A 24844-nucleotide genomic window follows, 5' to 3' on the forward strand; every position below is an offset into this window, starting at 1 on the left:
TCATCACCCATGCGAAAAAGAAAGTTATGAAGGGTTATCCGGGAAAAGCCGAGCCGAATGATCTGTTGGATATGCTTCCCAAGGCAATTTCGGTTTTGAAAAAAAATATCATCCGTCCTTTTATCAGCAGCAGCCTTGCCGAGAAATACAGGGACGAACGCCCACCCCTGCGTGCCGATCTGTTCAGCGAAGCGCAGATAGAGAGTTACGCCAAAAAACTCGCACGCAGCCATGTACTGATCTCCGAGCAGCCATCGGAGCAGTTGCTCAAGCGCCTGGCCGAGAACGAAGATGCCCTGCTTGAAGTGCACGCGCTGCTCACAGAATCCGTTAAAACCAATCACCGCATCGTACCGGCAGGCGAGTGGTTGCTGGATAATTTCTATTTAATCGAGGAACAGATTTATACCGGCAAGAAACACCTGCCAAAAGGATACAGCAAAGGACTTCCGCAATTGCTGAAAGGTGCATCGGCCGGCTTACCCCGTGTATACGATATCGCGGTGGAAATCATCTCGCACAGCGATGGAAGGGTTGATCTCAGCAGTCTCACCGGGTTTGTCAACGCGTACCAGTCGGTAACCTATCTTAAACTGGGTGAGCTATGGGCCATACCCATTATGCTGCGGCTGGCACTGATAGAGAACCTGCGCAGGCTGGCCGTACAGGTGGCCATCGATATTACGTATAAGAATTTAGCGAGTTACTGGGGAGATGAAATGATACGCACGGCCGAGGAAGACCCCAAGAGCCTTATACTGGTGATCGCCGATATGGCCAGGTCAAAACCGCCGATGGTAAGCGCTTTTGTGGCGGAGCTCACACGCAAACTGAATGGTAAAGGCTCTGCATTATCGCTGCCGCTGAACTGGATAGAACAGACCCTTGCCGAGAGCGGCAGTACCAGCAGCGAACTGGTGAATATAGAGAACCAGAAACAGGCGGCCGACCAGATATCGATCAGCAACAGCATCAGCAGTCTCCGCTTTCTCAGCAGCACCGACTGGCGGGAGTTTGTGGAGTCGACCAGCGTGGTGGAGAAGATATTGTCCGAAGACGTTGGCGGTATTTACCGCGAAATGGATTTTCATACCAGGGACCAGTACCGGCATGCCGTTGAAAAGATCGCCAAATGCAGCAGCGAAAAATCCGAGAAGGATATCGCCGCCTATGCCATCGCCATTTCCAAACACAGCCATGCAACAGATAAGGACGATGCACTGAAATGGCATGTGGGGTATTACCTGGTAGACAAAGGTGTTCGCGAAGTGGAGCGGTTTGCCTCGATGAAGCTGGGTTTTCGGGAGCATGTAAGACGGCAGTTCAACAGAACGCCTTTGCTGGGATATACAGGAGCCGTTCTGCTGTTCACCCTGCTGTTCGGCTGGCCGCTCTGGAACAGGGTCTATGATGGCGGCACGCTTGCGTGGACGCAGGCAGGGCTGCTGCTGGTGATCCTGCTGGGTACCAGCCAGCTGGCGCTGACCATCACCAACTGGCTGAGCACACTGCTGGTAAAGCCTTTCCTGCTGCAGCGGATGGATTATTCCAAAGGAATTCCCGGCGAATACGCTTCGATGGTGGTGATACCGACCATGCTCAATTCGATGCAGGATGTTGACAAACTTGCGGAAGGTCTTGAAGTTCGTTTTCTCGCTAACCGGGATGCCAATCTTTTATTCGCCCTGCTGACAGATTTCAAAGACGCGGCGCAGGAATCCATGCCGGGTGATGATGCGCTGCTGCTTGCGGCAAGAGACCGTATGGTTGAACTTAACCGTAAATACGGGAGGAAGACCAACGACACTTTTTTCCTGTTCCACCGCCCCCGTAAATGGAACCCGCAGGAAAACACCTGGATGGGGTTTGAACGGAAAAGAGGCAAGCTCGGTGAATTGAATGCCTTGCTGCGCGGGCGCGGCAGCCAGTATTTTTCACTGGTCGTTGGCGAGGAATCGGTATTCCGCAGAACGCGGTATGTGATCACCCTCGACACCGATACCCAGCTGCCGCGCGATGCAGCCTGGAAAATGGTGGGCACGCTGGCACACCCGCTGAACCACGCGGTATACGCGGAAAAAAAACAGCGTGTGGTGCAGGGCTATACGATCCTGCAGCCCCGCGTTTCGAACAGCCTGCCGGTGGACGGAAGCTCGCTGTATGCGCGGATACATGGCAATGAACCGGGCACCGATCCCTATACCCGTGCCATCTCCGATGTATACCAGGATCTGTTCAGGGAAGGATCATTTATCGGGAAAGGCATTTATGATGTAGACGCATTCGAGCTTGCACTGGCGAACCGGTTTCCGGATAACAGGATACTGAGTCATGACCTGCTCGAAGGTTGTTATGCGCGTTCCGGACTGGTAAGCGATATTCAGCTGTACGAAGAATATCCCTCGTCGTACCAGGCAGAAGCCAGGCGCCGGCACCGCTGGATACGTGGCGACTGGCAGATAGCGCAGTGGATCATGCCCTGGGTAAGGGGCTACGACCGCAGGTTGCACCGTAACCCGGTATCTGCGTTGTCGGTTTGGAAAATATTCGACAACCTGCGCAGAACCTTTGTGCCGATGGCATTGTTCGTACTGCTGATGTATGGCTGGCTGCTGTCTGCGGAACCCTGGTTCTGGACGACAGCGGTGGTGCTCATCAAGATACTTCCGGCCGTGGTGGTATTCTGCTGGGACCTGGTAAGAAAACCCAAGGATGTATTGTTTGTACCGCATGCCATGTATGCCTGGCGGGCGGCCATCAGCAATTTTGCCCAGTATCTCCTCGAGCTGATCTTTCTTGCATACGAAACCGTGATGAATACCGACGCCGTTATACGCACCGGCTGGCGGATATTCGTCTCCAAAAGAAAACTGCTGGAATGGAACCCCTTCAGCAACCAGCGAGACGATGAGACCGTGGGCAGGGCCTACCTGTCCATGTGGTTTGTACCGGCACTGGCCACAGCCATTTTTGTTTACGTCACCATCAACCATCCCATGCGGTTGTTTTCGGCCATGCCGGTGCTGATACTGTGGTTTCTGGCGCCTTTCTTCTCCTGGTGGGTGAGTTTGCCCATGAGCAAACCCAAGGCGGTGCTGGGTACACAGGATAAAATGTTCCTTCACCTGCTGTCGAGAAAGATCTGGCATTTCTTTGAAACCTTTGTAGGAGAAGAAGACAGCTGGCTGCCTCCCGATAACTACCAGGAGCAGCCTGCGGAACGTATTGCGCACAGGACTTCGCCCACCAATATCGGGCTATCGTTATTGTCGAACCTAACGGCCTACGATTTCAAATACATCACTGCCACGCAGTTCCTGGAGCGTACCACCAATACACTCGGCACGATGCAGAGTATGGAAAAATACCGCGGGCATTTATACAACTGGTACGATACGCAAACGCTGAAACCGCTGCACCCACGGTATATTTCAACAGTCGACAGCGGTAACCTGGTGGGGCACCTGCTTACCCTGAAACAGGCGCTGCTCAGTCTGCAGCACGATAAGATCGTAAGCACCCATGTGCTGGAGGGTTTGCGAGATACCGCCGCCGTATTGAACGAGCATGCGAACGATCATGCCGAAACAAAAGTATTCTTCAACCAGATGCAACGAATCTGCGCCGCCCCGCCGAGGGGATTGTTCGCATTCAAGTTTCTGCTGGATAAAGTGGAAGCCGATGCACGGAACATGGTATTGCGGTTGCAACCGCCTCCCGATTCGGTCGTGGATGAATGGTCGAAGAAATTATTGCAGCAGTGCAAACAGGTATTACAGGAAATGGTTGCTTACCTGCCCTGGCTGCTGGTTCCTGTTCCCGAAAAATTTGCCAATGCTTTTTCGCTGGTGGCGGAAATGCCCGGTTTCCTGGAACTGGCAAGAATTGAACAGTACCTGCTGCCAAACATCAACAGTTATTATTCGGATACCAATACAAAAGAAGAAAACGAGTGGCTCGACCAGTTCCGCATCCTGATCGTACAGGGAAGCCAGCGTGCCAAGGAATTTCTGCTGATGACGGAGCGGCTGGCACAGGAATGCCTGGACCTGGGCGATATCGACTACGATTTCCTTTACGACCGCACCCAGCATCTGCTCGCCATCGGTTACAATATCGAAGACCACAAACGCGACCATAGTTTTTATGACCTGCTGGCATCGGAGGCAAGGCTCACCACATTCACGGCTATTGCACAGGGCAAACTGCCGCAGGAAAGCTGGTTTGCGCTGGGACGACAGCTTACCAGCTCGGGCACCACACCCTTGCTCCTGTCATGGAGCGGTTCTATGTTTGAATACCTGATGCCTTTTCTTGTCATGCCTTCCTACGAGAACACCCTGCTTGATGAAACCGGCAAAGCCATTATCCAGAAACAGATCGAGTACGGCCGCAGGCGCGGCGTGCCATGGGGTATCTCTGAATCGGGGTACAACCTGGTGGATGCCAATCTCAATTACCAGTACCGCGCATTCGGTGTTCCGGGTACGGGTTTTAAACGCGGACTGGGAGAAGACCTGGTGATAGCGCCTTATGCAAGTGTGATGGGATTGCTGGTGGATGCGGAGAAAGCCACAGGCAATATGCGCGTGATGCAGGAAGAGGGTTTTATGGGCGAATACGGTTTTTACGAGGCGATAGACTATACACCCGCCCGTCTGCCGCGGCGCCAGAGCAGCGCCATCGTACGCTCGTTTATGGCGCACCACCAGGGCATGAGTTTCCTGTCTATCGCATTTGCCCTGCTTGATAAACCCATGCAGAAACGATTTGAAGCGGAAACACAGTTCAAGGCCACACTGCTGCTGCTGCAGGAAAGGGTGCCGCGTATCACCACGTTCTACTCACCTGGGGTACACGTATCCGATACAAGCGCCTTACCCGGTATCGAAACGCCGATGCGTGTGATCAACACACCCAATACGGAAGTGCCCGAGGTGCAGTTATTGTCCAATGGCCGCTACAACCTGATGATCACCAACTCGGGCGGAGGATACAGCCGATGGAAGGATATTTCCGTAACCCGCTGGCGCGAAGACGGTACTGCCGATAACTGGGGAAGCTTCTGTTATATCCGCGACCTGGAGACAAATGCCGTATGGTCTACCGCTTACCAGCCTACCTTACAGACCGCCGAGAACTACGAAGCTGTTTTCTCACAGGGACGCGCCGAATTCCGAAGACGCGATCACGGTCTCGAAACGCATACCGAAATCGTGGTATCCCCCGAAGACGATGTGGAACTGAGAAGGATCCATATCACCAACCGGTCGCGCAAGAAAAGATTTATCGAGATCACCAGCTATGGCGAAGTGGTGCTTACCACACCCGCTGCAGATTCCGCGCATCCGGCATTCAGTAACCTGTTTGTGCAGACCGAGCTCATTCCTTCACGCAATACCATCCTCTGCACCCGCCGTCCCCGCTCGGCCGATGCACAGATGCCGTATATGTTTCACCTGATGAAAGTGCATGAAGCGGATGTGAACCATATTTCCTACGAAACAGACCGCAGCAGGTTTATCGGCAGGGGAAACACCATTCACAACCCGCAGGTACTGCAACAGCGCGACCCGCTGTCGAATACGGAAGGTTTTGTACTCGATCCGGTAATGGCGATACAATACCGCATCAGCATAGAACCCCAGGCCTCGGCAACCATCGACCTGGTATACGGCATCGGTGAAACAAAAGAAGCCTGTAACTGGCTGGTTGAAAAATACCAGGACCGCCATATGGCCAACCGGGCACTGGAACTGGCGTGGACGCACAGCCAGGTGATCCTTCGCCAGATAGACGCTTCGGAATCCGATGCGCAGATGTATGGCAGGCTGGCCAGCTCCATCATTTTTGTAAATCCTTCGCTCAGAACAGATCCTTCCATTATGCTCAAAAACCAGCGGGGTCAATCCGGTCTCTGGGGTTATGCCATCTCCGGCGACCTGCCCATTGTGCTGCTGCAGATAGAAGACCCGGCGAATATAGAACTCGCCAAACAGCTGATACAGGCGCATGCGTACTGGCGGCTGAAAGGACTGCTGGTTGACCTGGTGATATGGAACGAAGACCATGGCGGTTACCGGCAAACACTGCAGAACCAACTGCTGGGCATCGTAGCGCCCGGTGTATCGGGCAACCTGACCGATCAGCCCGGCGGTATTTTCATTCGCTCGGCAGACCAGATATCGAGTGAAGACCGGATCCTTTTCCAGAGCGTTGCGCGGGTGGTGATATCAGACCGGCTGGGCACACTCGAAGAACAGATGAACCGGCGCAGCAAACTGAAAGGCACGATCCCGTATTTCAGTCCTTCGAAATTTTACGCCACGGTGGAAACAAGCGTGGAAACACCGAAAGACCTGGTCTTCTTTAACGGAATGGGCGGTTTTGCGGCCGACGGTAAAGAGTATGTGATCGCCACCACACCTAAAAAGCGAACACCGGCACCCTGGATCAATGTAATCGCCAACCCGCATTTCGGTGCGGTGGTTTCCGAGAGCGGACAGTCCTATACATGGATCGAGAACGCGCATGAACTGCGTTTAACTCCCTGGCATAATGATCCGGTATCTGATACCGCAGGCGAAGCCTTCTACCTGCGCGATGAAGAGAGCGGCCGTTTCTGGTCGCCCACGCCATTGCCCAACCGTGGCAAATCGCCCTATATCACCCGGCATGGCTTCGGCTACAGCAGTTTTGCCTACAGCGAAGACGGTATCCATTCCGAACTCACCGTATTTGTTGACCTGGAAGACGCGGTAAAATTCATCGTGATCAGGATACACAATGCATCCGGCAGACAGCGGCGTTTGTCGGCCACAGGCTATATGGAATGGGTGCTTGGCGACCTGCGCTATAAAAACCAGATGCATGTGGTTACCGAAACGGATCCGGTTACCGGTGCATTGTTTGCACACAATGCTTACAACAAAGAGTTCGAGAACAGGGTGGCTTTCTTTGATGTGGATGAAGCAAACCGTGTGTTCACCACCGACAGGGGCGAGTTTATCGGGCGAAACGGCACCCTGCAGAATCCCAACGGCATGAACCGGGCGAAACTATCGGGTAAAACAGGGGCAGGGCTGGATCCCTGTGCCGCCATACAGGTAACCTTCGATATCACGGAAGAGGAGGAAAAAGAAATTATTTTTCATCTTGGCTGCGGCCGCGACCAGGTAGATGCAACAGAACTGGTAAAAAAATACCGCGACCCGTATTCGGCGGCGGCATCGCTCGAAAAAGTGAAAGCCTACTGGAACAAAACCCTCTCGGCCGTTCAGATACAAACACCCGATACGGCGCTGAACATATTGTCTAACGGCTGGCTCAATTACCAGGCACTTGCCTGCCGTATATGGGCCAGAAGCGGGTTCTACCAGTCGGGCGGTGCGTTTGGGTTCAGGGACCAGCTGCAGGATACCTTGTCGCTTATGCACAACCATCCTTCGATCGTGCGGGAGCAGCTATTGCTTTGTGCCTCCAGACAGTTCCGCGAAGGCGATGTGCAGCACTGGTGGCATCCGCCGGTGGGGCGTGGCGTACGTACCACCTGCTCGGACGATTTTCTCTGGCTGCCTTTTGTCACCGCCAGGTATGTGCAGGTAACCGGCGACACATCCATACTGGATATCAAAGTGCATTTTCTCGAGGGAAGAGCGTTGAACACGGGTGAAGAATCCTACTACGACCTGCCCATCCGTTCCGACGAATCGGTTACGCTGTATGAACACTGTGTGCGGTCGATAGAACACGGACTGCGTTTTGGCGAACATGGATTGCCGTTGATGGGTTCGGGCGACTGGAACGATGGTATGGATAAAGTGGGTGAGCATGGCAGGGGCGAAAGTGTATGGCTTGCGTTTTTCCTGTACAATATCCTCGAACAGTTTGTGCCGCTTGCCGAATGGAAAAAAGATACGCCGCTGCTGGAGAGGATCCGCTCGGCGGCGCCGGAACTGAAAGGGAATATCAACCTGCATGCATGGGACGGTGAATGGTACCGCCGCGCCTATTTTGACGACGGTACACCGCTGGGCTCTTTGCAGAACGACGAATGCCGCATCGATTCCATCGCGCAGAGCTGGTCGGTATTGTCCGGTGCGGGAGAGTCCCCTAAGGCACAGCTAGCCATGTCATCGGCAGACAGGTTCCTGGTGAACAAAGAAGCAGGTATCATCCAGTTATTCGATCCGCCATTTGATAAATCGGCGCTCAATCCCGGTTATATCAAAGGCTATGTGCCGGGTGTGCGCGAGAACGGCGGGCAGTATACCCATGCGGCCATCTGGCTGGTAATGGCTTTTGCCGCTATGGGCAATACCAGAAAAACATGGGAACTGATACAACTGATCAATCCTGTTAACCATGGCCTGGACGAAGAATCGGTGAAAGAATACAAAGTGGAACCTTATGTGATGGCGGCCGATGTGTATGGCGTGCCGCTGCACAAAGGCAGGGGCGGCTGGACCTGGTATACAGGTTCTGCGGGATGGATGTACCAGCTGATACTTGAGTCGTTCATCGGGTTGCAGAAAACAGGCGATGCCCTGCTGTTCAGTCCGAGCGTGCCCGAAGAATGGGAGCAATTTACCGTGGCCTACCGTTTTATCGATACCGTTTACCAGATCACCTGCCGCAAGATACCGTTGAATGGCATACAGCAGCCGGGTCTGAAACTGGATGGTGAGGAAATGGCAAATGGTCGCCTGCCGCTCTCCAACGATGGCAAAACACATTCGGTGGAGGTTTTGTACCATACCAAAAAAGAACAGGTGCCCGAGGAAGAGCCCAGCTTTACCGAAATGAATAAATAACAAACCTTGTTATGGATACAACAATCCGGTTGGCCGGTATCTCCGGCAGTCTCAGAAAAGGATCTTTCAACACCCTGCTGCTGAAAGAAACCATGCAGCTGCTGCCCGCGGATACAACGATGGACATACTTCCGATCGCCGATATTCCCCTGTACAATGCCGATCTTGACATGCCGCAGGCTGCCGGCAGACCCGGGGCGGTAACAGCTTTCAGGGAGGCCATCGCGAAAGCAGATGGACTGGTGATCGTATCTCCGGAATACAATTACGGTATCCCCGGCGGACTGAAAAACGCGATCGACTGGGCTTCGAGAGGTGATGACTCGCCGCTGCTGCGCAAACCCATCGCGGTAATGGGCGTAACACCGGGTTTATGGGGAACGGTGCGTATGCAGCAGGCCTTTCAGCCGCTGTTTACTTACCTGGACATGAAACCCGTGTACAAGCCCGAGGTACTGCTGGCCGGTGCCACGCAGAAATTTGATGCGGAGGGCAAACTCACAGATGAAAAAGCAAAACAACTGATCCGGCAGAAACTGGAGAACCTGCGCAGGCTGATCGTTTCGGGAACTTACTGACCGGACTGTTTTTCCGAGGGGGCATCCTGCTGCGCTTCTATCACGATGTGGACGTTCTCAGGCGCTTTTTTCCAGAGTTTGGCCATATGTTTCCAGCTCAGGTATTTCACCGGAATATCATCGCCCAATACCATACCCCAGGGTTTTAAATGCGGGATCTTGTCAAACGTCACTTTTAAAATCGCCAGCGTGGGAATGGACAGGAACATGCCCGATATGCCGCCCAGCAGTCCGCCCAGCAGTACAGCCACAACAGAAAACAGGGAATTCAGTTTCACTTTGCCGCCCACTATGGCAGGAAAGATAAAATTGTTATCCAGTATCTGCACGATCACCAATACGGCAATGATACCGATGGGTGTGCTGATATCCTGTGTATAGCTCATGGTGATCAACACACCGAGTATACCGGCGATGATCATGCCGATATAAGGTATCAGGTTCAGTACCGCGGCCATTACCGCAATCAGCATCACGTATTTGGCGCCTACGAACCAGAGCCCGAGCGTATTAAGACAGGTTACAATGATCATCTCTATCAGCAGGCCGAAAATATAACTGCTGATCACCTGTTTGGAGGCCTCGATCACTTCGAATATCCTGGGCGTGTAGTCCACTTCGCAAAGATCCAGTAGGAACTTCATCAGCAGTTTCCGGTAATACAGGATCAGGAATGTATAGAGGGGTATCAGTACCAGGTTATTGAGTATATCGGTGATGGAAAAAAGCGTGGTGGTTACCAGGGAGCCGGCCTGGCCGCTTAAACCGGCTACCTGCTGGTTAAGGAAATCGGGCTTTACATGAAAATGCTCCACCAGCCAGCGATTGATATTGACGATATACAGTTCAAAGTTCCGCTGCAGCTGCGGCCAGTCCTTGGCAAAACTGGCTATCTGCGTAACCAGGATGTATACGATACTGACCACGATAACGATCGAAAGAAACAGCGAGACAAGTATCGATACGATATTGGGAATGCCGATACGGTTAAGACGCGATATCATCGGCATCAGTACAAAGGCCAGCAGCAAACCGAAATATAAGGGGAACAGGATGCCGTGCAGAAAGTATACGATGCCGCATAACAGCGAAAGCAGGAGCATCACCAGGGCGAGCTTTGCATAAAACGGTAGCGGACGATCAGTGGCTGACATGGTTATCGGTGTTGATCAATTTCATCGTAAGCTGGGGAAAAAAATCCACATTCCCGGTGATCTCTGCAAAAAAAAGGATAGCCTGGGCTATCCGGTTGTTCAAGGGATACTGATTATCTTATAAAACTTCCAGAGGAATAAACTGTTTGTTGGGCGATTGTTTGAAATCGCGGGTGGTAATACCCGTTACTTTTTTAAACTGGTTCGATAAATGCCCTACGCTGCTGTAATTCAGGTGATAGGAGATTTCGGTAAGGCTCATATTGCTGTACACCAGCAGTTGTTTCACCCGTTCGATCTTGTGCGCGATAATGTAGTCTTCTATGCAAATGCCTTTGGTTTTCTTGAAAATATTGGACAGGTAGGTGTAATCGTACTTCAGTTTTTCGCTCAGAAAACAGGAGTATTTTTTATTAACGGGCTCATCAGAATAGTGCACCAGCTCCAGTATGGAACTCTTGATCTTTTCGATCAGCATGCTTTTCTTATCGGTCACCAGCTCCAGGCCGATAAGCAGCAGCGCCTTCTTAAGTTGTTCCTGCTTAACGATCGAAAGCGGGTGGCTTAATTCGATCTCGCCCAGTGTAATATCGGAAGGATGGATATGAAGTTCGGAAAGTAACTGTTTTACTGCCATGATGCAGCGTTTGCTCACCATGTTCTTGACAAGAAGTTTCATACAGTAGTTTTTATCCGAGGTAAAAAAACCATTCCAGCCCTTTTGTTTTGAGCTGACCGAACTGTTTGAATCAGCTTACCCCCGATAAGGCAGTTGGGAAAACAGCGCTTTTTCCCGGCGCAGGGAAAGACTATCTGTATTTCAATAAATACCATTGCAGCTCCCTCGCTGCGTAATGTCTGCAAAAACCAACCCCGGCCGCAGGTTAATGACTGGCATATTTTTTTCGCCGGTTACCATTACCTAATACACACACCATGAAAAAGATAACGGGTAAAAAAGTGGCCATCCTCACAGAAGATGGCTTTGAAGAAGTGGAACTGACCAGTCCTAAAAAAGCACTGGAAGAGGCAGGTGCCATGGTATACATTGTTTCTCCGCAGAAGAACAAAGTAAAAGCCTGGGCACACGACCACTGGAGCATTGACCTGCCCGTGGACATACAACTGGACGAGGCCAATCCGAATAACTACGATGCACTGGTGCTGCCCGGAGGCGTGATGAACCCCGATAAACTGCGGCAGAACAAAAAAGCCGTGGCATTTGCCCGTGGATTTCTGGACCTTCGTAAACCGGTTGCCGCCATCTGCCATGGCCCGCAGCTGCTGATAGAAACGGGCAGGCTGAACGGTGTTAACCTGACATCCTATCCCTCGCTGCAGACCGATCTGGTGAATGCCGGCGCGCATTGGGAAGACCGGGAAATGATCTGCGACAAAGGGCTGATCACCAGCCGCAGTCCGAAAGACCTGGATGCATTCAACAGCCAGCTGCTCAAAGTGCTCGCCGACCCGGCAACAGCAGGAGAGAAGGATGCAACGGAAGACAGTCTTACTTTCAAATACAGCCAGTCCATGTAACGACTATCCTATGAGTTTATCGCTTTACCGGAAGAAAAGAAGTTTTTCAAAAACAACAGAGCCCACCGGCGGAAAAGCCAATGGTGCGGGGCTACGGTTTGTGGTGCAAAAACACGATGCCTCGCACCTGCATTACGATTTCAGGCTGGAGATGGAAGGTGTGCTGAAAAGCTGGGCCGTACCCAAGGGGCCTTCTCTCGACCCCGAAACAAAACGGCTGGCCATGATGGTGGAGGACCATCCCTACGACTACCGCAATTTTGAAGGCATTATTCCCGAAGGAAATTATGGTGCGGGAACCGTTATCGTATGGGACGAAGGAGAATACAAACCCGCCGACCCGGTGGGTACGGACAAGCGTTCGCAGGAAAAACAAATGCTGCAGGAACTCAAAAAGAAGAAGCTGAAAATTACGCTTCACGGCAAAAAACTGAAAGGTGAGTTTGCACTGGTAAAAACACATACCGGTGCCGAAAATGCCTGGCTGCTGATGAAAGTGAAGGATAAATATGCAACCGACAAAGACATTACGCAGAAGGATACATCTGTCCGGTCAAAAAAAACGATAGAACAGATGCAGCGATCTGCGGCGAAGATGTGGAAAAACGGAAAAGCCGTAAAAACGGCCCAGCCACCGCCCAAAAAACGGGCAAAGAAAACCGCCGCTCCAAAAGCCGCAAAAACACGTGCCGGAAAATCCCGTGCAGGAAAAGAAGCTACCGATACCAAAGCCCTGTCGGCCTTGCTGAAGCGTTGCCCGGCGGCGCCGTTTCCCCAGCCTTTCAAACCGATGCTGGCCACCCGTGTGTCGGAAGCGTTTGATAAAAAAGACTGGCTGTATGAAATCAAATGGGACGGTTACCGCGCGGTGGCTTACCTGCATAAGGGCAGGGTATCGCTCTATTCCCGCAACCTGCTTTCGTTCAACAGCAAATTTGCGCCGGTGGTGCAGGCATTGGAAGCATGGAAGACAGATGCGGTACTGGATGGTGAGATCGTGGCCCTGGATACAAAAGGGCAACCCAGTTTTCAGCTGCTGCAGAACCACCAGAACGAAAACAGGCAGTTTGCGTATTATGTATTCGACATCGTATGGTACCAGGGCCGCGACCTGACGGATCTTGGCTTACTGGAACGTAAATCCATTCTGGAAACCCTGCTTCCCGCAGGCGATGAGGTCATTCGTTACAGCAGTCATGTGACGGAAAAAGGGAAAGCGTTTTTCGACGCCGCGGTAAAGCATGGTTTGGAAGGGGTAATGGCCAAAAAAGCAGACAGCGGTTACACCAAAAACCGGCGCAGCGGCGACTGGCTGAAAATAAAAAACGACCAGCGACTCGAAGCGATCATCTGCGGTTTTACCAGACCCCGCAACAGCCGCAGTTATTTCGGGGCTGTTATACTCGGCAGGTACCAAGGCAGTAAACTGGTGTATATCGGTCATAGCGGCTCGGGGTTTACCGGGGAGACACTGAAGGATATGGCCGCCAGGTTTAAACCGTTGATCAGGAAAACAAGTCCCTTTGCGGAAGTGCCCAAAACCAATATGCCCGTTACCTGGCTGAAGCCGGAACTGGTATGCGAGGTAAAATTCACCGAATGGACCGGCGACCAGGTACTGCGTCACCCGATCTTTCTGGGGTTACGCGAGGACAAGAACGCTGCAAACGAAAAAAACGAAAAAGTGGTCAAAGCACCCATTACAAAAAAGAAGGCTGTTGCCAAAGCAACCCGCGCAAAATCCGTTTCGCCGCTGATCGATCCCGTCGAAAAAGAACAGACGGTTAAGGTAAAAGGCCATGAGCTGAAACTGACCAACCTGAACAAGCTGTACTGGCCAAAAGAAAAGATCACCAAACGCGACCTGCTGAATTATTATGCGGATATCGCACCCTACCTGCTGCCGTATATGAAAAACAGGCCGCAGTCGCTCAACAGGCATCCCGATGGCATTGACAGACCGGGCTTTTTTCACAAGAATATGCCCGATACCGCTCCGGGCTGGATAACCACTTTTCCCTATAGCAGCGAGAGCGATCAGCGTACCACGAATTACCTGGTTTGTAAAGATGAGGCGGATCTGTTGTACATGGCATCGCTGGGGTGTATCGAAATGAATCCCTGGCACAGCCGGGTGCCGGATGTAGACCATCCCGACTGGTGCGTGATTGACCTGGATCCCGACACCAATACTTTCAACAAAGTCATCGAAACCGCCAACGTGGTAAACGACGTGCTGAACAGCATAGGAGCGAAGGGCTATTGCAAAACATCCGGATCTACCGGGCTGCATATCTATGTGCCCCTGGGCGCTAAATATACCTATGAACAGTCGCGTCTGCTGGCACAGCTGGTGGTGCAGCTGGTGCACCGGGAGTTGCCCACATTCACAAGCATCGAAAGAAGTCCGGCGAAACGAAAAGGAAAGATCTACCTCGATTACCTGCAGAACAAGACCACGCAAACCATTGCCGCACCGTATTCCCTGCGGCCCAAACCCGGCGCTCCCGTATCTGCGCCATTACATTGGGAAGAGGTGAAAAAAGGATTGAAAATAAAAGACCATACCATCTACAATATCCAAGACCGGCTGAAAGAAACAGGTGATATCTTCAAACCGGTACTGGGCAAGGCTATCGATATACAAAAAGTGTTGAAGAAACTGGAGAGCCTGGAATAGGATCAGTGCCGTTTAAAATACTGTACCTCGCGTTCGTGTTTTTTAGCGGCTTCGAGTGTGTCGAATGTGCCGAGGTTTCTGCGCTTATGGGTCTTCGGATCTTTTTTGCGCGAGTAGAGCCGGTAGCCGCCCGATTTCAGTTTCCGGATCATGGCAACAGCGTTTAGGTTATCAGGAAGCTTTTTTCTTTTTTGTTCCGGTTCCAAGGCTTGCTTTCAGTTGCTCCATCAGGTCGGCGCCCTGTTTGTGTACCACTTTAAGCGGCGACAGTTTGGGTTTAACGCCTTTGGCCTTGGCCTTGATGATCTTCATCAGTTCTTCGGCGTACGTGTCTTTATACGCGGAGATATCGAATGCCGAAGTCATGCTTTTGATAAGCTCCGTTGCCATTTTGATCTCGGCAGGTTTGGGTGCGGTGTTGGCCGGCATTTTTATCGCTTTGTGGTCGCGTATCTCCTGTTGAAAACGGATACGGTTCACCAGCAGCAGGTCTTCGTAGGGTTTGATCGCCGCCAGTGTTTCTTTGTTTCGCAATACAAACGAACCGATGCCGCATGTGCCTGTTTTTTCCAGTACATCCCTCAGCAGGCGGTAAGGTTTGGCGGCGTTCTTGTCGGGTTCCGCAAAATAAGGCGCTTCAAAATAGATGCTGTCTATCTCCGCAATGGCAGTGAACTGGAAGATATCGATGGTCTTGTTTTTTTCGGGACTGGCCTGCTCAAAATCCTTGTCGGTAAGGACCACGTATTTGCCGTTGTAGTCATACCCTTTTACAATATTATCCCAGCCCACTTCCTTACCCGTATGCTCGTTCACCCGCATAAAACGGATATTGGCATGATCCTTTTTATCCAGCATATCCAGGTCCAGTCGACTGTCTTCCACCGCACTGTACAGCTTCACCGGTATGGTTACCAGTCCAAACCCGATATTCCCTGTCCAAAGCGAGCGCATGGCAAGATTTTGGGGAATAAGGGAAAAAATTGTGCCAGGAGAGAATTTGAAGACGGAATTTGAAAATTTGAAAATGCGGAAATTTGAAAATGAGAAATGCAGGGGAAACTCATCCAATACTCAAACCACATTTTCAAATCACCACATTTTCAAATTTTCAAATTCCCACCATCTCCCTCAAATACGTTTTCTCCTCTTTAAACGCCATTCTGGGTTTGAGGCCCAGCAGTTGGAACATGAGGTTGTCTTCTTCGAAAGAAGGGTTGGGGGTGGTGAGCAGTTTGTCGCCGGCAAATATGGAATTGGCGCCTGCCATAAAGCAGAGGGCCTGTTCGGAAACACTCATATCTGTGCGGCCTGCGCTGAGGCGTACCATGGTTTTGGGCATCAGTATACGGGCTGTGGCAATCATGCGCACCATATCCCATATATCCACTTTGGGATTATCGGCAAGCGGTGTGCCTTTGATGGCCACCAGGGCATTGATGGGTACGCTTTCGGGGTGTTCAGGCAGGGTTGCCAGCGTATGCAGCATACCCATGCGGTCTTCATGTGTTTCACCAAGACCAATAATGCCGCCGCAGCAAACTGTAACGCCGGCCTTGCGAACATTGTCGAGGGTCTTGAGGCGGTCATCGTAGGTACGGGTGGTGATGATCTCTCCATAGTGTTCCTTGCTGGTATCCAGGTTATGGTTGTAGGCGTATAGGCCGGCATCGGCCAGTTTCTGCGCCTGGTCTTCTGTGAGCATACCCAGGGTGCAGCAGACTTCCATTCCCATTTCGTTCACGCCTTTTACCATATCCAATACGCGGTCAAAATCGCGGTTATCCCTTACTTCGCGCCAGGCAGCGCCCATGCAGAAACGGGTGGAGCCCGCATCCTTGGCTTTTTGTGCATAGGCAAGCACTTCTTCTTTTTTCATCAGCGCCTGCACATCCACGCCGGTATTGTAGCGTGCCGCCTGCGGACAGTAGGCACAGTCTTCACTGCAGCCGCCTGTTTTGATACTTAAGAGCGTGCATACCTGCACTTCGGCGGTATCGTTGTGCTGCCTGTGCAGCGAAGCCGCTTTGTAAATCAACTCCAGTAAAGGTGCGTTGTATATTTCCCTGATCTCGCCGAGAGACCAGTTATTCCGGATATCTGACATAAGAGCGTATTTGATGAAGCAAATATAAGCGAGTGGCGGTAGGATTTGCGAAGTGAAAAGCTCAATTGTTTTTCTTCTTGCTTCGTCTGCCGTAACTGCAGCTGTCTATAGCTCCTTTCTGTTTGCAATATAATTGCGCCATTTGACTATCACCATGGCCATATCTGCAGGCAGCGGCGATTCAAAAAGCATTTCTTTTTTGGTAACGGGATGGATAAAACCGAGTGTCTGTGCATGCAGTGCGCAGCGCGGACACAGTTCGAAGCAATTATCCACGAACTGCTTGTATTTGGTGTAGATGGTGCCTTTTAAGATCCTGTCGCCACCGTATTCCCAGTCGTTGAAAAGCGTATGGCCGATATGTTTCATGTGCACACGGATCTGGTGCGTACGGCCGGTCTCCAGCACGCATTCAACAAGACTTACATAATGAAACCGCTCCAGCGTTCTGTAGTGGGTGATAGCGTGTTTGCCAGTTTCGCCATCGGGGTATACATCGAACATTTTGCGGTACTGCCGGTGGCGGGCAATATGACCCGTAACGGTGCCTTCGTCCTGCTCCATATCACCCCATACCAGCGCTGTGTATTTGCGCTTTACATCGTGGTGAAAGAACTGTTTGGCAAGATGGGCCGCCGCATCCGCGGTCTTGGCCAGTACAATCAGACCGGTTGTATTCTTGTCGATGCGATGTACAAGACCAAAGCGGGGCAGTGAATCCTCGTCAAGTCCCGGGTTCTGTTTTTCGAGGTAATAGGCCACGCCATTCAGCAGCGTGCCGCTGAAATTGCCCACGCCCGGGTGCACCACCATATTGGCGGGTTTGTTGATCACCATTACCGTATCGTCTTCATAAACGATGTCGAGCGGGATGTTTTCCCGCTTGAGAACGGTATGTTCGGGATTGACCAGGCTGAGCAGGATGATTTCGTCGCCTGGTTTTACCTTGTAGTTGCTTTTGACGGTTTTTCCGTTCACCGTTACAAACCCCGCGTCGATGCCGTTCTGGACTTTGTTGCGCGTAGAACCCTCCAGGTGCATCTGTATGTATTTGTCTATGCGCAAAGGCTCCTGGCCCTTATCTATGACAAAGGCCCTGCGTTCGTACAGCGATTCCGTACCCTCTTCCGGTATATCCAGTTCTTCAGACATGGCGCAAAAATAAGGAGGGAATCCTGAATTGACGGGAAGGCAGAAGGGTTGCACCGTTTCATGGCTGAATGGACACGGGGCTTTTAATGGCTATTTCGTAATTTTGCCGGATGTTACAGGAGGTTTTCTTCGAGGATATGGGGCGCCGTGCATACAAGGAAGTATGGGATTACCAGGAAAACCTGCTGAAAAGCAATACCGATATCAAGGCTGCCGCCAGGCAATCGGGTACCGAACCGCCTCCGTTGTCCCTGCCCACTATTCACAGGTTATTGTTCGTGGAACACAATCCGGTGTACACTTTGGGTAAGAACGGCAAGGATGCCCATGTACTGATCAACGATGCCCAGCGTGAGCAGAAAGGCATCAGTTATTTTCATATCAACCGCGGCGGCGATATCACTTTCCATGGCCCGGGACAGATCGTGGGATATCCCATCCTCGATCTCGAAAAATTCCGCACCGATCTGGGCTGGTACCTGCGCAGTCTCGAAGAAGTGGTCATTCTTACCATGGCGGAGTATGGTTTGAAAGGAGAGAGGAGCCCGGGCGAAACAGGTGTCTGGCTCGATCCGCATACAAAAGGAAAAGAGCGTAAGATATGCGCCATGGGCATCAAATGCAGCCGCTGGATCACCATGCATGGCTTTGCCTTTAATGTAAATACCGATCTCGACTATTTCAATTTCATCGTACCCTGCGGCATACAGGGTAAACAGGTCACCTCGCTGCAAAAGGAACTGGGCAGGGAAATACCGATGCAGGAAGTATCGGAAAAACTGCGAAAGTATTTTAAGGAGGTTTTCGGGTGCAGGCTGGTGTAGAAACGCGGGGCTGTTATAATTCCAGGCTGGCCTGCAGCATCAGGTAAGGCCTGATCAGTTCAATGCTTTGTGTATTGATGGAAAACTGCGTAAGTGCTACACTGGAGAACCGGTTGCCGTTTACGATTAGATTAACGCCGGATACCGAGTAATCTGATTTGAGCAGCTGTTGCTGCTCAAATGCATCTTTGTAATATTGTACGATACCCTTGATCTGTATTGTTTTGGAAGGTTTGTAAAGAGTGTTAACCGTGATAACAGAGGAATGGTTTTTCACCATTTTGTTTTTCGGGATAAGCTGGGAATTGATATCAGGTAAAAGATCGGTCGGACCGGAGGAGAACCTCGGAAACAAATCGAAATTGATGGCATCCCTTCTGTTCATAGCCGGTTCAGAAGTAAATGCTGTTCCCAGTACTTCTGTTGCAAGCAAACCGGTATTATTGAAATTGGTGGTGGTGACGGATTTTAAGCGGGGTATCAGCGATACGATGTTTTGCCGGATACGGTAAAAATCAAATGCCGGCGTCCGTTATATTTAATCTCACTCCAAGAGAGAAGATGTTTGTTTTGCTAAATGCAACATCACTTACCTATGAGCAAATAGCAAGGCTGATGTTCGTGGAATTAAAAACAGTACATACTTACTATGATCGGGTCGCTAAAAAAATGCATGCCGGCAGCAGGCAGGCCCTGACGCTGTTGTCTTTGCAACACGGATTGGCGAAACTTGCCAGTTATCCGGTTTCGGAGAACGGGTTATTCAATACCAGACAAATCCCTTCAGAGACAAAGTCAGGGCGGAGCTGATACAGCTATTGCTGTCTGTATGGTAAATATATTCTGGGGTGCCGCTGTTTAGTCTTTTGTAAGAAGGAATTTATTCTTCTCCTTTAGCTTATCATCCTCGTACAATTCAAAACTGAACCACCCCGCGTGAACAAAATTCGTTTTGTCGAGGAACAGCTCTGTCTCTTTGATCGATTTGATCTGGAACAGTTCGGAATTGTCCGCATCATAAAAAATGATATGGTACCGGTGCTGCCTGGCCTCGGGTAACAGGATGGTTACATACCCTTTGCTGTTCGTGAATACATAAGCAGACGGGCGCCAGGCATACCTTGGATAAAAAGGCCTTATCTCAAGCCGGTAGGCATTCCTTGAAAACAAAGTGTCCTTTGTATTGGTTGCCAGGGAATCCCTGAAAAAAACATACTGGTTAAAAGGCAGCTGCCTGATCAGGCTGTCGTTACGGTACACCGAGATAAAATCGGGGGCTTTGGTGAATTTCCGCAGCTGTATCCGGAAAGGATCCACCATATACAAAGTGTCTTTTGTTTTGGTGGCGATCGAGTCGCGGAAACGCTGGTAATCGGTGCTGCCTAAGGCCAGCAGCGGTCTTTCCCGGTCATAAACGGTAACCAGCTGGTTAACGCCTTTTTTAACGGGAACCGGTTTCCATTCTATGTTATAATCGTCGATCTTTCGCAGACCGTCTTTTGTTTTTCGGTTGATGGAATCGCGGAACCGCGCATACGCCTGTTTGCTGAGCTTGAACAGCGGCACGCCCTTAACATGAATACTGATCATATCCCTTGCAGCGGTGGAGACAGCGGAAGCGCCCTGGTTTATCCAGGGTATATAGGCCGAACCCACTTTCGAAAAATAATACGCGCCCCCTTCCAGCACATAAAAAATACGGTAATAGCTTTTCATACCGCGGATCGGTTTGTTATCAACAAAACCGTTCGACGGCAATTCCGGCGAAAGACTGGAAAAGATCGTACGGAAATTGGAGATACTGTCGGTAGAACGCTGTATCGCCAATTGAATACAATTCGGGTGAGGATTGTTCCAGCTTATACCCACTTTGGTTTGTGTAAGTTCCCTTACGGTAATAGCGGGCAAAAACTCCTGTCCGTAAGCAGCGGCGGTCAGGGAAAGGGTCAGGGTCAGCAAGACAAACAGGTTGCGAAAACGATTCATCGGCGCAAATATAAAACGGTTGGTTTTAAAACGGTAAACTGTGCGGAGGCAGGGATCGGTTACCCTGCAAACCGCCACTGTGAATAAGCAGCAGCCGGCTCCCTGGCGGGAAATATTGTTTTTTTACCAAATCCTGTGCCGCAAAAACCATTTTTGACGTGTAGACAATATCAGTGGGCAGCGACTGCCGGTCCCATATTTCCCGCATAAATGCCAGCAGGGCCGGCGGGTGTTTTGCATACCCGCCAAAATCGTAGCCGGGAACAACCGCAAACGATTTGTTCCGTTCCTCTGCTGTCAGCAGCCCCATCATTTCCTGCGCTGCGCCGGGATTTTTCAGCACAGGGATACCGATTACGGTCTGATCCGGTTTTGCCGCTTTCACCAGCCCGGCCATCATGGTGCCTGTGCCCACCGCGCACAGGATATGCGAGTACGGCTGTGTATCGGCGCTGGTTACAATAGCCGCGGCTCCTTCTGCGCCGGGTAAACCGTAGCCGCCCTCGGGCACCCAGTGCCAGCCCGGCTGCGTATGTTGTTTTACCAGGGCTTCCTTGTTGCGGTACCGGTCCCGCTCAACAAAACGCAGCTGCATACCGTAACTGCGGGCTTCTTCGAGTGTGGGCTGGCTACCGGCTGCTTCGCCGCGGATAAAACCGATGCTCTGCAGGCCTTTTTCCCTTGCGGCAAACGCCGCCGCCACGATATGGTTGGAATAGGCGCCGCCGAATGTGGCAATCGTATGCGCTCCCTCTTGCCATGCCTGCCGCAGGTAAGGCGATAACTTAAACCATTTATTGCCCGAAACCACCGGGTGTACCCGGTCGATCCGCAGGATATGCACCGATATGCCCGCTGAAGCCAGGCTGTTCAGGTTGTCGATGGTTACCGGGTTTTCTTGCATAATTTTTTCATCCTTGTGTCGGGTTGTATGAATCCTTAGTTTCGTAGCTGAAAATTAACAACTAAAATGAATCATCAGGATGCTGTCTTCCTCCAGGATAGTGCCGGTCCTGGTAAATGGCACCCGACCTCAAAAAAACAAACATAAACAGATGAAACCAACGCTTGTTGTTTTGGCCGCAGGAATGGCCAGCCGTTACGGTAGCATGAAACAGATCCAGTCATTCGGCCCAAGTGGCGAAACCATCATGGATTATTCCATTTACGATGCCATCAGGGCTGGCTTCGGCAAAGTGGTATTTATCATACGCGAGGAATTTGCCGAAAATTTCAAAGCCATCTTTGAACCCAAACTCAATGGCCGTATCCAGACGGATTATGTGTTCCAGAGCCTGGAATCTTTCATGAATGGCAAAGCGGTGCCGGCCGAGCGGACAAAACCCTGGGGAACCGCGCATGCCGTTCTCTGCTGCAAAGGCAAAGTGAACGAACCGTTTGCGGTGATCAATGCTGACGATTATTACGGACGGGATGCATTTGTAAAAGCGTACAACTTTCTGACCACGCAATCCAGCCGGAATACCTACTGCATCATAGGGTATGAGCTGAAAAATACGCTCAGCGACAATGGCAGTGTAAGCCGCGGCGTTTGCGAGGTGGATGCGGACTATCATCTCACCGATATCAACGAACGCACCAGCATATACCGCGACACCGATGGCAGGATCACCTACGAGGATGCCAGCGGCAAACATGAGGTGTCGGAAGATGCCGTGGTCAGTATGAACTATTTCTGTTTCGATCCCAGCTTTATTGATGTCTGCGAAGCCCAGTTCGCGGAATTCATCGATAAACATGCCACAGAACCCAAGGCCGAATTCTTTATTCCCACCGCCACCAAGCATTTTGTACAGTCGGGCCAGGGCGTGATCAAAGTGATCCCCACCTCCGCCAAATGGTTTGGTGTTACCTACAAAGAAGACGCCCCCGGCGTACAGCAAAGCGTCAGCAAACTGGTGGAAGCGGGGGAGTATCCGGGGAATTTGTGGGAGAGATGAGAATTTGAGAAGTTGAAAATGTGAAGATGTGAAGATTTGGAAATGGGTGGGGTGGGTATATGGTTAAATGGTTGCATTGCTGCATTGCTGATGGCTGACCGGCCTATAAATGCAAAACAGCCATATAGCCATGTAACCATGCAGCAATTTGCCCCTTACACAGCATTTTCAAATTTTCACATCTTCACATTTTCAAATTAATAACCTCCCTGCAAAAAAAAATCCCACCATCACCGGCGGGATTTTTTTTAGAACCAACTGCTGTTTAGTTCTTGAAAGATTTCACGTAGTAAACACAGTCCTCTACCATGCCGATCTGTTCTTTTCTTTCCATTCCTCTCAATGCACTGCCATGGTGTGTATTGCCCATTTTGATTCTGGATGCAATGGAATCATCGAGGTTGCTGATCATCCGGTAAATATTCTTTGATTTTACCGCAAAAGCCACCCCTTCCGCTTCGGCCTGTCTTGTGCTGAGGATGCCGATCACATCGCCATTGTTGTTGAATACCGGGCCGCCCGAGTTACCGGGGTTGGCACTGATCTGTATCTGGTAACTCATGGAATCACCGTTAAAACCCGTGCGCGCACTCAGATACCCTTCGCCGTAAACAATATCGTTACGCGGGTAGCCGAGCGTAAATATTTTTTCACCCATATCCGCACCCGATTTACGGATGGTATAGGGCAGTGATTTCAATGGTTCAAATTCGTTGTCGGCTATCTTCAGTATGGCCAGGTCGGCATTATTGTCAATGCCGACTACCTTGGCGTTATATTCCTGTCCCCCGCTGTTAACCACCACCACGCCCGATCCTTTCAGTACGTGTGCATTGGTGATCAGGTAGCCCTTTGTGTCAACAAGAAAGCCTGTGCCGCCGCTGACAACGGTGCCGCCCTTGGGTATTTTATTGTCTACCTCGCGAATAAGGCCGTTCTGCACTTTCTGGTAGGTTCTGATGGTGGCCACTTCTCGACTCAGTTCTTCGATCTGCCCGTTGCGCACAGGAGAGAAGTAGAGTGTGAGTCCGCTGATCACCAGTGCAATGAATCCGCCAACGGTTGCGGCGATCGCCGTAACGCGTTTGTATTTTTTCCAGAGCTGGATAACCTTGCCTTTGGTGGTAAGTTCCCCGCTTTCGTTGATCTCGCCGGTTTCGAGCAGGCGTGAATGCGCGGTCTGCAGGCTGTTCCTGAGGTTGCGGTGTACCGAATAAATATCCATCTGGTGCAGGAACATGCTGTGTTCTACCACCATCTGGTCTATCTCCGGCGTATTCTTGCGAAGATTTTCGAAATAGCTGCGCTCTGCGGCATTCATATCGCCGCTGAGGTACCTTTCGATGGCTTCCAGTAACAGAATATCGTCCATAATATCAGTCTCCTATATTGTACTGCGCGAAGAACAGTTTCTTCAGACGCATCAAACATTTGTATTTCTGGTTCTTGGCGTTGTCGGCATTGGTATAACCAAATTCCGCAGCCAGTTCCTGCATCCCCATTTTTTTCAGGTAATAACCTTCCAAAAGGCTTTTACAGGGTTCTCCCAGGCTGTTCAGGGCCCGGTCCATAATCGCAAACTCGGCGTTCCGCTTCTCATGCATCTCCAGGTCTTCTTCCACGGCCACCGTTTCTTCCAGGCTGTCTGCATGCGCGTACCGCCCCATCTGCTGGAGCCGTTTGAGCCAGAGACGCCTGCATACCGAGTATACATAGGTCTTGATCTGGGAGGTAAGTACGAATGACTGGCTCTGGGCCTTTTCGTAAAGGGTGATGACCGCTTCCTGGAAAATGTCCCGGGCATCATCGTACGTACCGTTATTCTGCATTATGAAAGTCTGCACCATCGCAAAATTGTCCTTATAGATCGTTTCGATGGCCTTGGAATCATTATTAGCCAGTCCCTTCAGCAATGCCTGTTCTGTGGTGTCAGCTTTCACTATGCGGTTCAATTTAATACGGAAAGGGGCGTAAAAGTAACCCAAATATGAGCCTAAAATAATTTTAAAAAAAAATCAGGTTACCCGGGTTACCTTTTTAACCGTTTGGG

18 protein-coding genes are annotated in these 24844 nt (G+C 51.0%); 7 read left to right on the forward strand and 11 right to left on the reverse strand.

Going from position 1 to position 24844, the window contains the following annotated elements:
• The first annotated feature begins 26 nt into the window (after positions 1-26).
• Together GWC94_RS04555 and GWC94_RS04560 are read left to right on the forward strand one after the other, a co-directional pair.
• Positions 27-8813: a glycoside hydrolase family 94 protein gene (locus tag GWC94_RS04555; protein WP_235918457.1), complete on the forward strand. Its 8787-nt coding sequence runs from the start codon at positions 27-29 to the stop codon at positions 8811-8813.
• An 11-nt stretch (positions 8814-8824) separates the two neighbouring features.
• Positions 8825-9391 carry an NADPH-dependent FMN reductase gene (locus GWC94_RS04560; protein WP_161833842.1) on the forward strand — a complete coding sequence of 189 codons (567 nt, stop codon included), beginning with the start codon at positions 8825-8827 and terminating at the stop codon, positions 9389-9391.
• Here the strand turns inward: GWC94_RS04560 and GWC94_RS04565 are convergent.
• A complete protein-coding gene (locus GWC94_RS04565; RefSeq protein ID WP_161833843.1) occupies positions 9385-10545 on the reverse strand; it encodes an AI-2E family transporter in 1161 nt (386 codons plus the stop codon). The genes GWC94_RS04560 and GWC94_RS04565 overlap by 7 nt on opposite strands.
• A 118-nt stretch (positions 10546-10663) precedes the next feature.
• Positions 10664-11224, reverse strand: a complete 561-nt coding sequence (locus GWC94_RS04570; protein ID WP_161833844.1) for a helix-turn-helix domain-containing protein — start codon at positions 11222-11224, stop codon at positions 10664-10666.
• Between the two features lie 257 nt (positions 11225-11481).
• On the opposite strand from GWC94_RS04570, the gene GWC94_RS04575 reads away from it, so the two are divergent.
• A complete protein-coding gene (locus tag GWC94_RS04575) occupies positions 11482-12084 on the forward strand; it encodes a type 1 glutamine amidotransferase domain-containing protein (RefSeq protein ID WP_161833845.1) in 603 nt (200 codons plus the stop codon).
• 10 nt (positions 12085-12094) lie between these two features.
• Positions 12095-14764, forward strand: coding sequence for a DNA ligase D (gene ligD, locus GWC94_RS04580; protein WP_161833846.1), 2670 nt, complete (start codon positions 12095-12097; stop codon positions 14762-14764).
• A 2-nt stretch (positions 14765-14766) separates the two neighbouring features.
• Here ligD and GWC94_RS16660 read toward each other — a convergent pair whose 3' ends face one another.
• The 4 genes from GWC94_RS16660 to GWC94_RS04595 all read right to left on the reverse strand — a co-directional run bounded on the left by GWC94_RS16660 (position 14767) and on the right by GWC94_RS04595 (position 18023).
• On the reverse strand, positions 14767-14916 hold the full coding sequence (locus GWC94_RS16660; protein ID WP_202628640.1) for a hypothetical protein: 150 nt from the start codon (positions 14914-14916) through the stop codon (positions 14767-14769).
• Between the two features lie 19 nt (positions 14917-14935).
• Positions 14936-15718 (reverse strand): non-homologous end joining protein Ku, encoded by a 783-nt coding sequence (gene ku, locus GWC94_RS04585; protein WP_161833847.1) that lies wholly within the window; start codon positions 15716-15718, stop codon positions 14936-14938.
• 157 nt (positions 15719-15875) lie between these two features.
• Positions 15876-16871, reverse strand: coding sequence for a biotin synthase BioB (bioB, locus tag GWC94_RS04590; RefSeq protein WP_161833848.1), 996 nt, complete (start codon positions 16869-16871; stop codon positions 15876-15878).
• 105 nt (positions 16872-16976) lie between these two features.
• Positions 16977-18023 carry an RluA family pseudouridine synthase gene (locus GWC94_RS04595; RefSeq protein ID WP_161833849.1) on the reverse strand — a complete coding sequence of 349 codons (1047 nt, stop codon included), beginning with the start codon at positions 18021-18023 and terminating at the stop codon, positions 16977-16979.
• Between the two features lie 110 nt (positions 18024-18133).
• On the opposite strand from GWC94_RS04595, the gene lipB reads away from it, so the two are divergent.
• A complete protein-coding gene (lipB, locus tag GWC94_RS04600; protein WP_161833850.1) occupies positions 18134-18847 on the forward strand; it encodes a lipoyl(octanoyl) transferase LipB in 714 nt (237 codons plus the stop codon).
• A gap of 13 nt (positions 18848-18860) precedes the next feature.
• Here the strand turns inward: lipB and GWC94_RS04605 are convergent, their stop codons facing one another.
• The gene (locus tag GWC94_RS04605) at positions 18861-19280 is read right to left on the reverse strand and encodes a hypothetical protein (protein ID WP_161833851.1); all 420 of its coding nucleotides are present in this window, start codon (positions 19278-19280) and stop codon (positions 18861-18863) included.
• 86 nt (positions 19281-19366) lie between these two features.
• Here GWC94_RS04605 and GWC94_RS17080 point away from each other — a divergent pair, with 86 nt between their 5' ends.
• Complete coding sequence (locus GWC94_RS17080) at positions 19367-19657, forward strand: LuxR C-terminal-related transcriptional regulator (protein ID WP_161833852.1); 291 nt, start codon at positions 19367-19369, stop codon at positions 19655-19657.
• 48 nt (positions 19658-19705) lie between these two features.
• Here GWC94_RS17080 and GWC94_RS04615 read toward each other — a convergent pair whose 3' ends face one another.
• Together GWC94_RS04615 and GWC94_RS04620 are read right to left on the reverse strand one after the other, a co-directional pair.
• Positions 19706-20833, reverse strand: a complete 1128-nt coding sequence (locus tag GWC94_RS04615; RefSeq protein WP_161833853.1) for a hypothetical protein — start codon at positions 20831-20833, stop codon at positions 19706-19708.
• Positions 20834-20858: 25 nt separating this feature from the next.
• Complete coding sequence (locus GWC94_RS04620) at positions 20859-21737, reverse strand: 1-aminocyclopropane-1-carboxylate deaminase/D-cysteine desulfhydrase (protein WP_161833854.1); 879 nt, start codon at positions 21735-21737, stop codon at positions 20859-20861.
• Positions 21738-21888: 151 nt separating this feature from the next.
• Between GWC94_RS04620 and GWC94_RS04625 the strand changes: the two genes are divergently transcribed.
• Positions 21889-22794 (forward strand): sugar phosphate nucleotidyltransferase, encoded by a 906-nt coding sequence (locus GWC94_RS04625; RefSeq protein WP_161833855.1) that lies wholly within the window; start codon positions 21889-21891, stop codon positions 22792-22794.
• Between the two features lie 265 nt (positions 22795-23059).
• Here GWC94_RS04625 and GWC94_RS04630 read toward each other — a convergent pair whose 3' ends face one another.
• Positions 23060-24166: a S1C family serine protease gene (locus GWC94_RS04630; protein ID WP_202628641.1), complete on the reverse strand. Its 1107-nt coding sequence runs from the start codon at positions 24164-24166 to the stop codon at positions 23060-23062.
• 4 nt (positions 24167-24170) lie between these two features.
• Positions 24171-24734, reverse strand: coding sequence for an RNA polymerase sigma factor (locus GWC94_RS04635; RefSeq protein ID WP_161833856.1), 564 nt, complete (start codon positions 24732-24734; stop codon positions 24171-24173).
• Positions 24735-24844 lie beyond the last annotated feature (110 nt).

It is taken from the genome of Sediminibacterium soli (genome assembly GCF_009939225.1).
In the GTDB taxonomy this organism is placed as follows: Bacteria; Bacteroidota; Bacteroidia; order Chitinophagales; family Chitinophagaceae; genus Sediminibacterium; species Sediminibacterium soli.

Coding starts and splice junctions, on each gene's coding strand:
- GWC94_RS04595 (WP_161833849.1), bottom strand. CDS start 18,023: ATGTCTGAAGAACTGGATATACCGGAAGAGGGTACGGAATCGCTGTAC.
- GWC94_RS04565 (WP_161833843.1), bottom strand. CDS start 10,545: ATGTCAGCCACTGATCGTCCGCTACCGTTTTATGCAAAGCTCGCCCTG.
- GWC94_RS04575 (WP_161833845.1), top strand. CDS start 11,482: ATGAAAAAGATAACGGGTAAAAAAGTGGCCATCCTCACAGAAGATGGC.
- GWC94_RS04625 (WP_161833855.1), top strand. CDS start 21,889: ATGAAACCAACGCTTGTTGTTTTGGCCGCAGGAATGGCCAGCCGTTAC.
- GWC94_RS16660 (WP_202628640.1), bottom strand. CDS start 14,916: ATGATCCGGAAACTGAAATCGGGCGGCTACCGGCTCTACTCGCGCAAA.
- bioB (WP_161833848.1), bottom strand. CDS start 16,871: ATGTCAGATATCCGGAATAACTGGTCTCTCGGCGAGATCAGGGAAATA.
- GWC94_RS04620 (WP_161833854.1), bottom strand. CDS start 21,737: ATGCAAGAAAACCCGGTAACCATCGACAACCTGAACAGCCTGGCTTCA.
- GWC94_RS04570 (WP_161833844.1), bottom strand. CDS start 11,224: ATGAAACTTCTTGTCAAGAACATGGTGAGCAAACGCTGCATCATGGCA.
- GWC94_RS17080 (WP_161833852.1), top strand. CDS start 19,367: ATGCCGGCGTCCGTTATATTTAATCTCACTCCAAGAGAGAAGATGTTT.
- GWC94_RS04555 (WP_235918457.1), top strand. CDS start 27: ATGAAGGGTTATCCGGGAAAAGCCGAGCCGAATGATCTGTTGGATATG.
- GWC94_RS04560 (WP_161833842.1), top strand. CDS start 8,825: ATGGATACAACAATCCGGTTGGCCGGTATCTCCGGCAGTCTCAGAAAA.
- GWC94_RS04615 (WP_161833853.1), bottom strand. CDS start 20,833: ATGAATCGTTTTCGCAACCTGTTTGTCTTGCTGACCCTGACCCTTTCC.
- ku (WP_161833847.1), bottom strand. CDS start 15,718: ATGCGCTCGCTTTGGACAGGGAATATCGGGTTTGGACTGGTAACCATA.
- lipB (WP_161833850.1), top strand. CDS start 18,134: ATGTTACAGGAGGTTTTCTTCGAGGATATGGGGCGCCGTGCATACAAG.
- ligD (WP_161833846.1), top strand. CDS start 12,095: ATGAGTTTATCGCTTTACCGGAAGAAAAGAAGTTTTTCAAAAACAACA.
- GWC94_RS04630 (WP_202628641.1), bottom strand. CDS start 24,166: ATGGACGATATTCTGTTACTGGAAGCCATCGAAAGGTACCTCAGCGGC.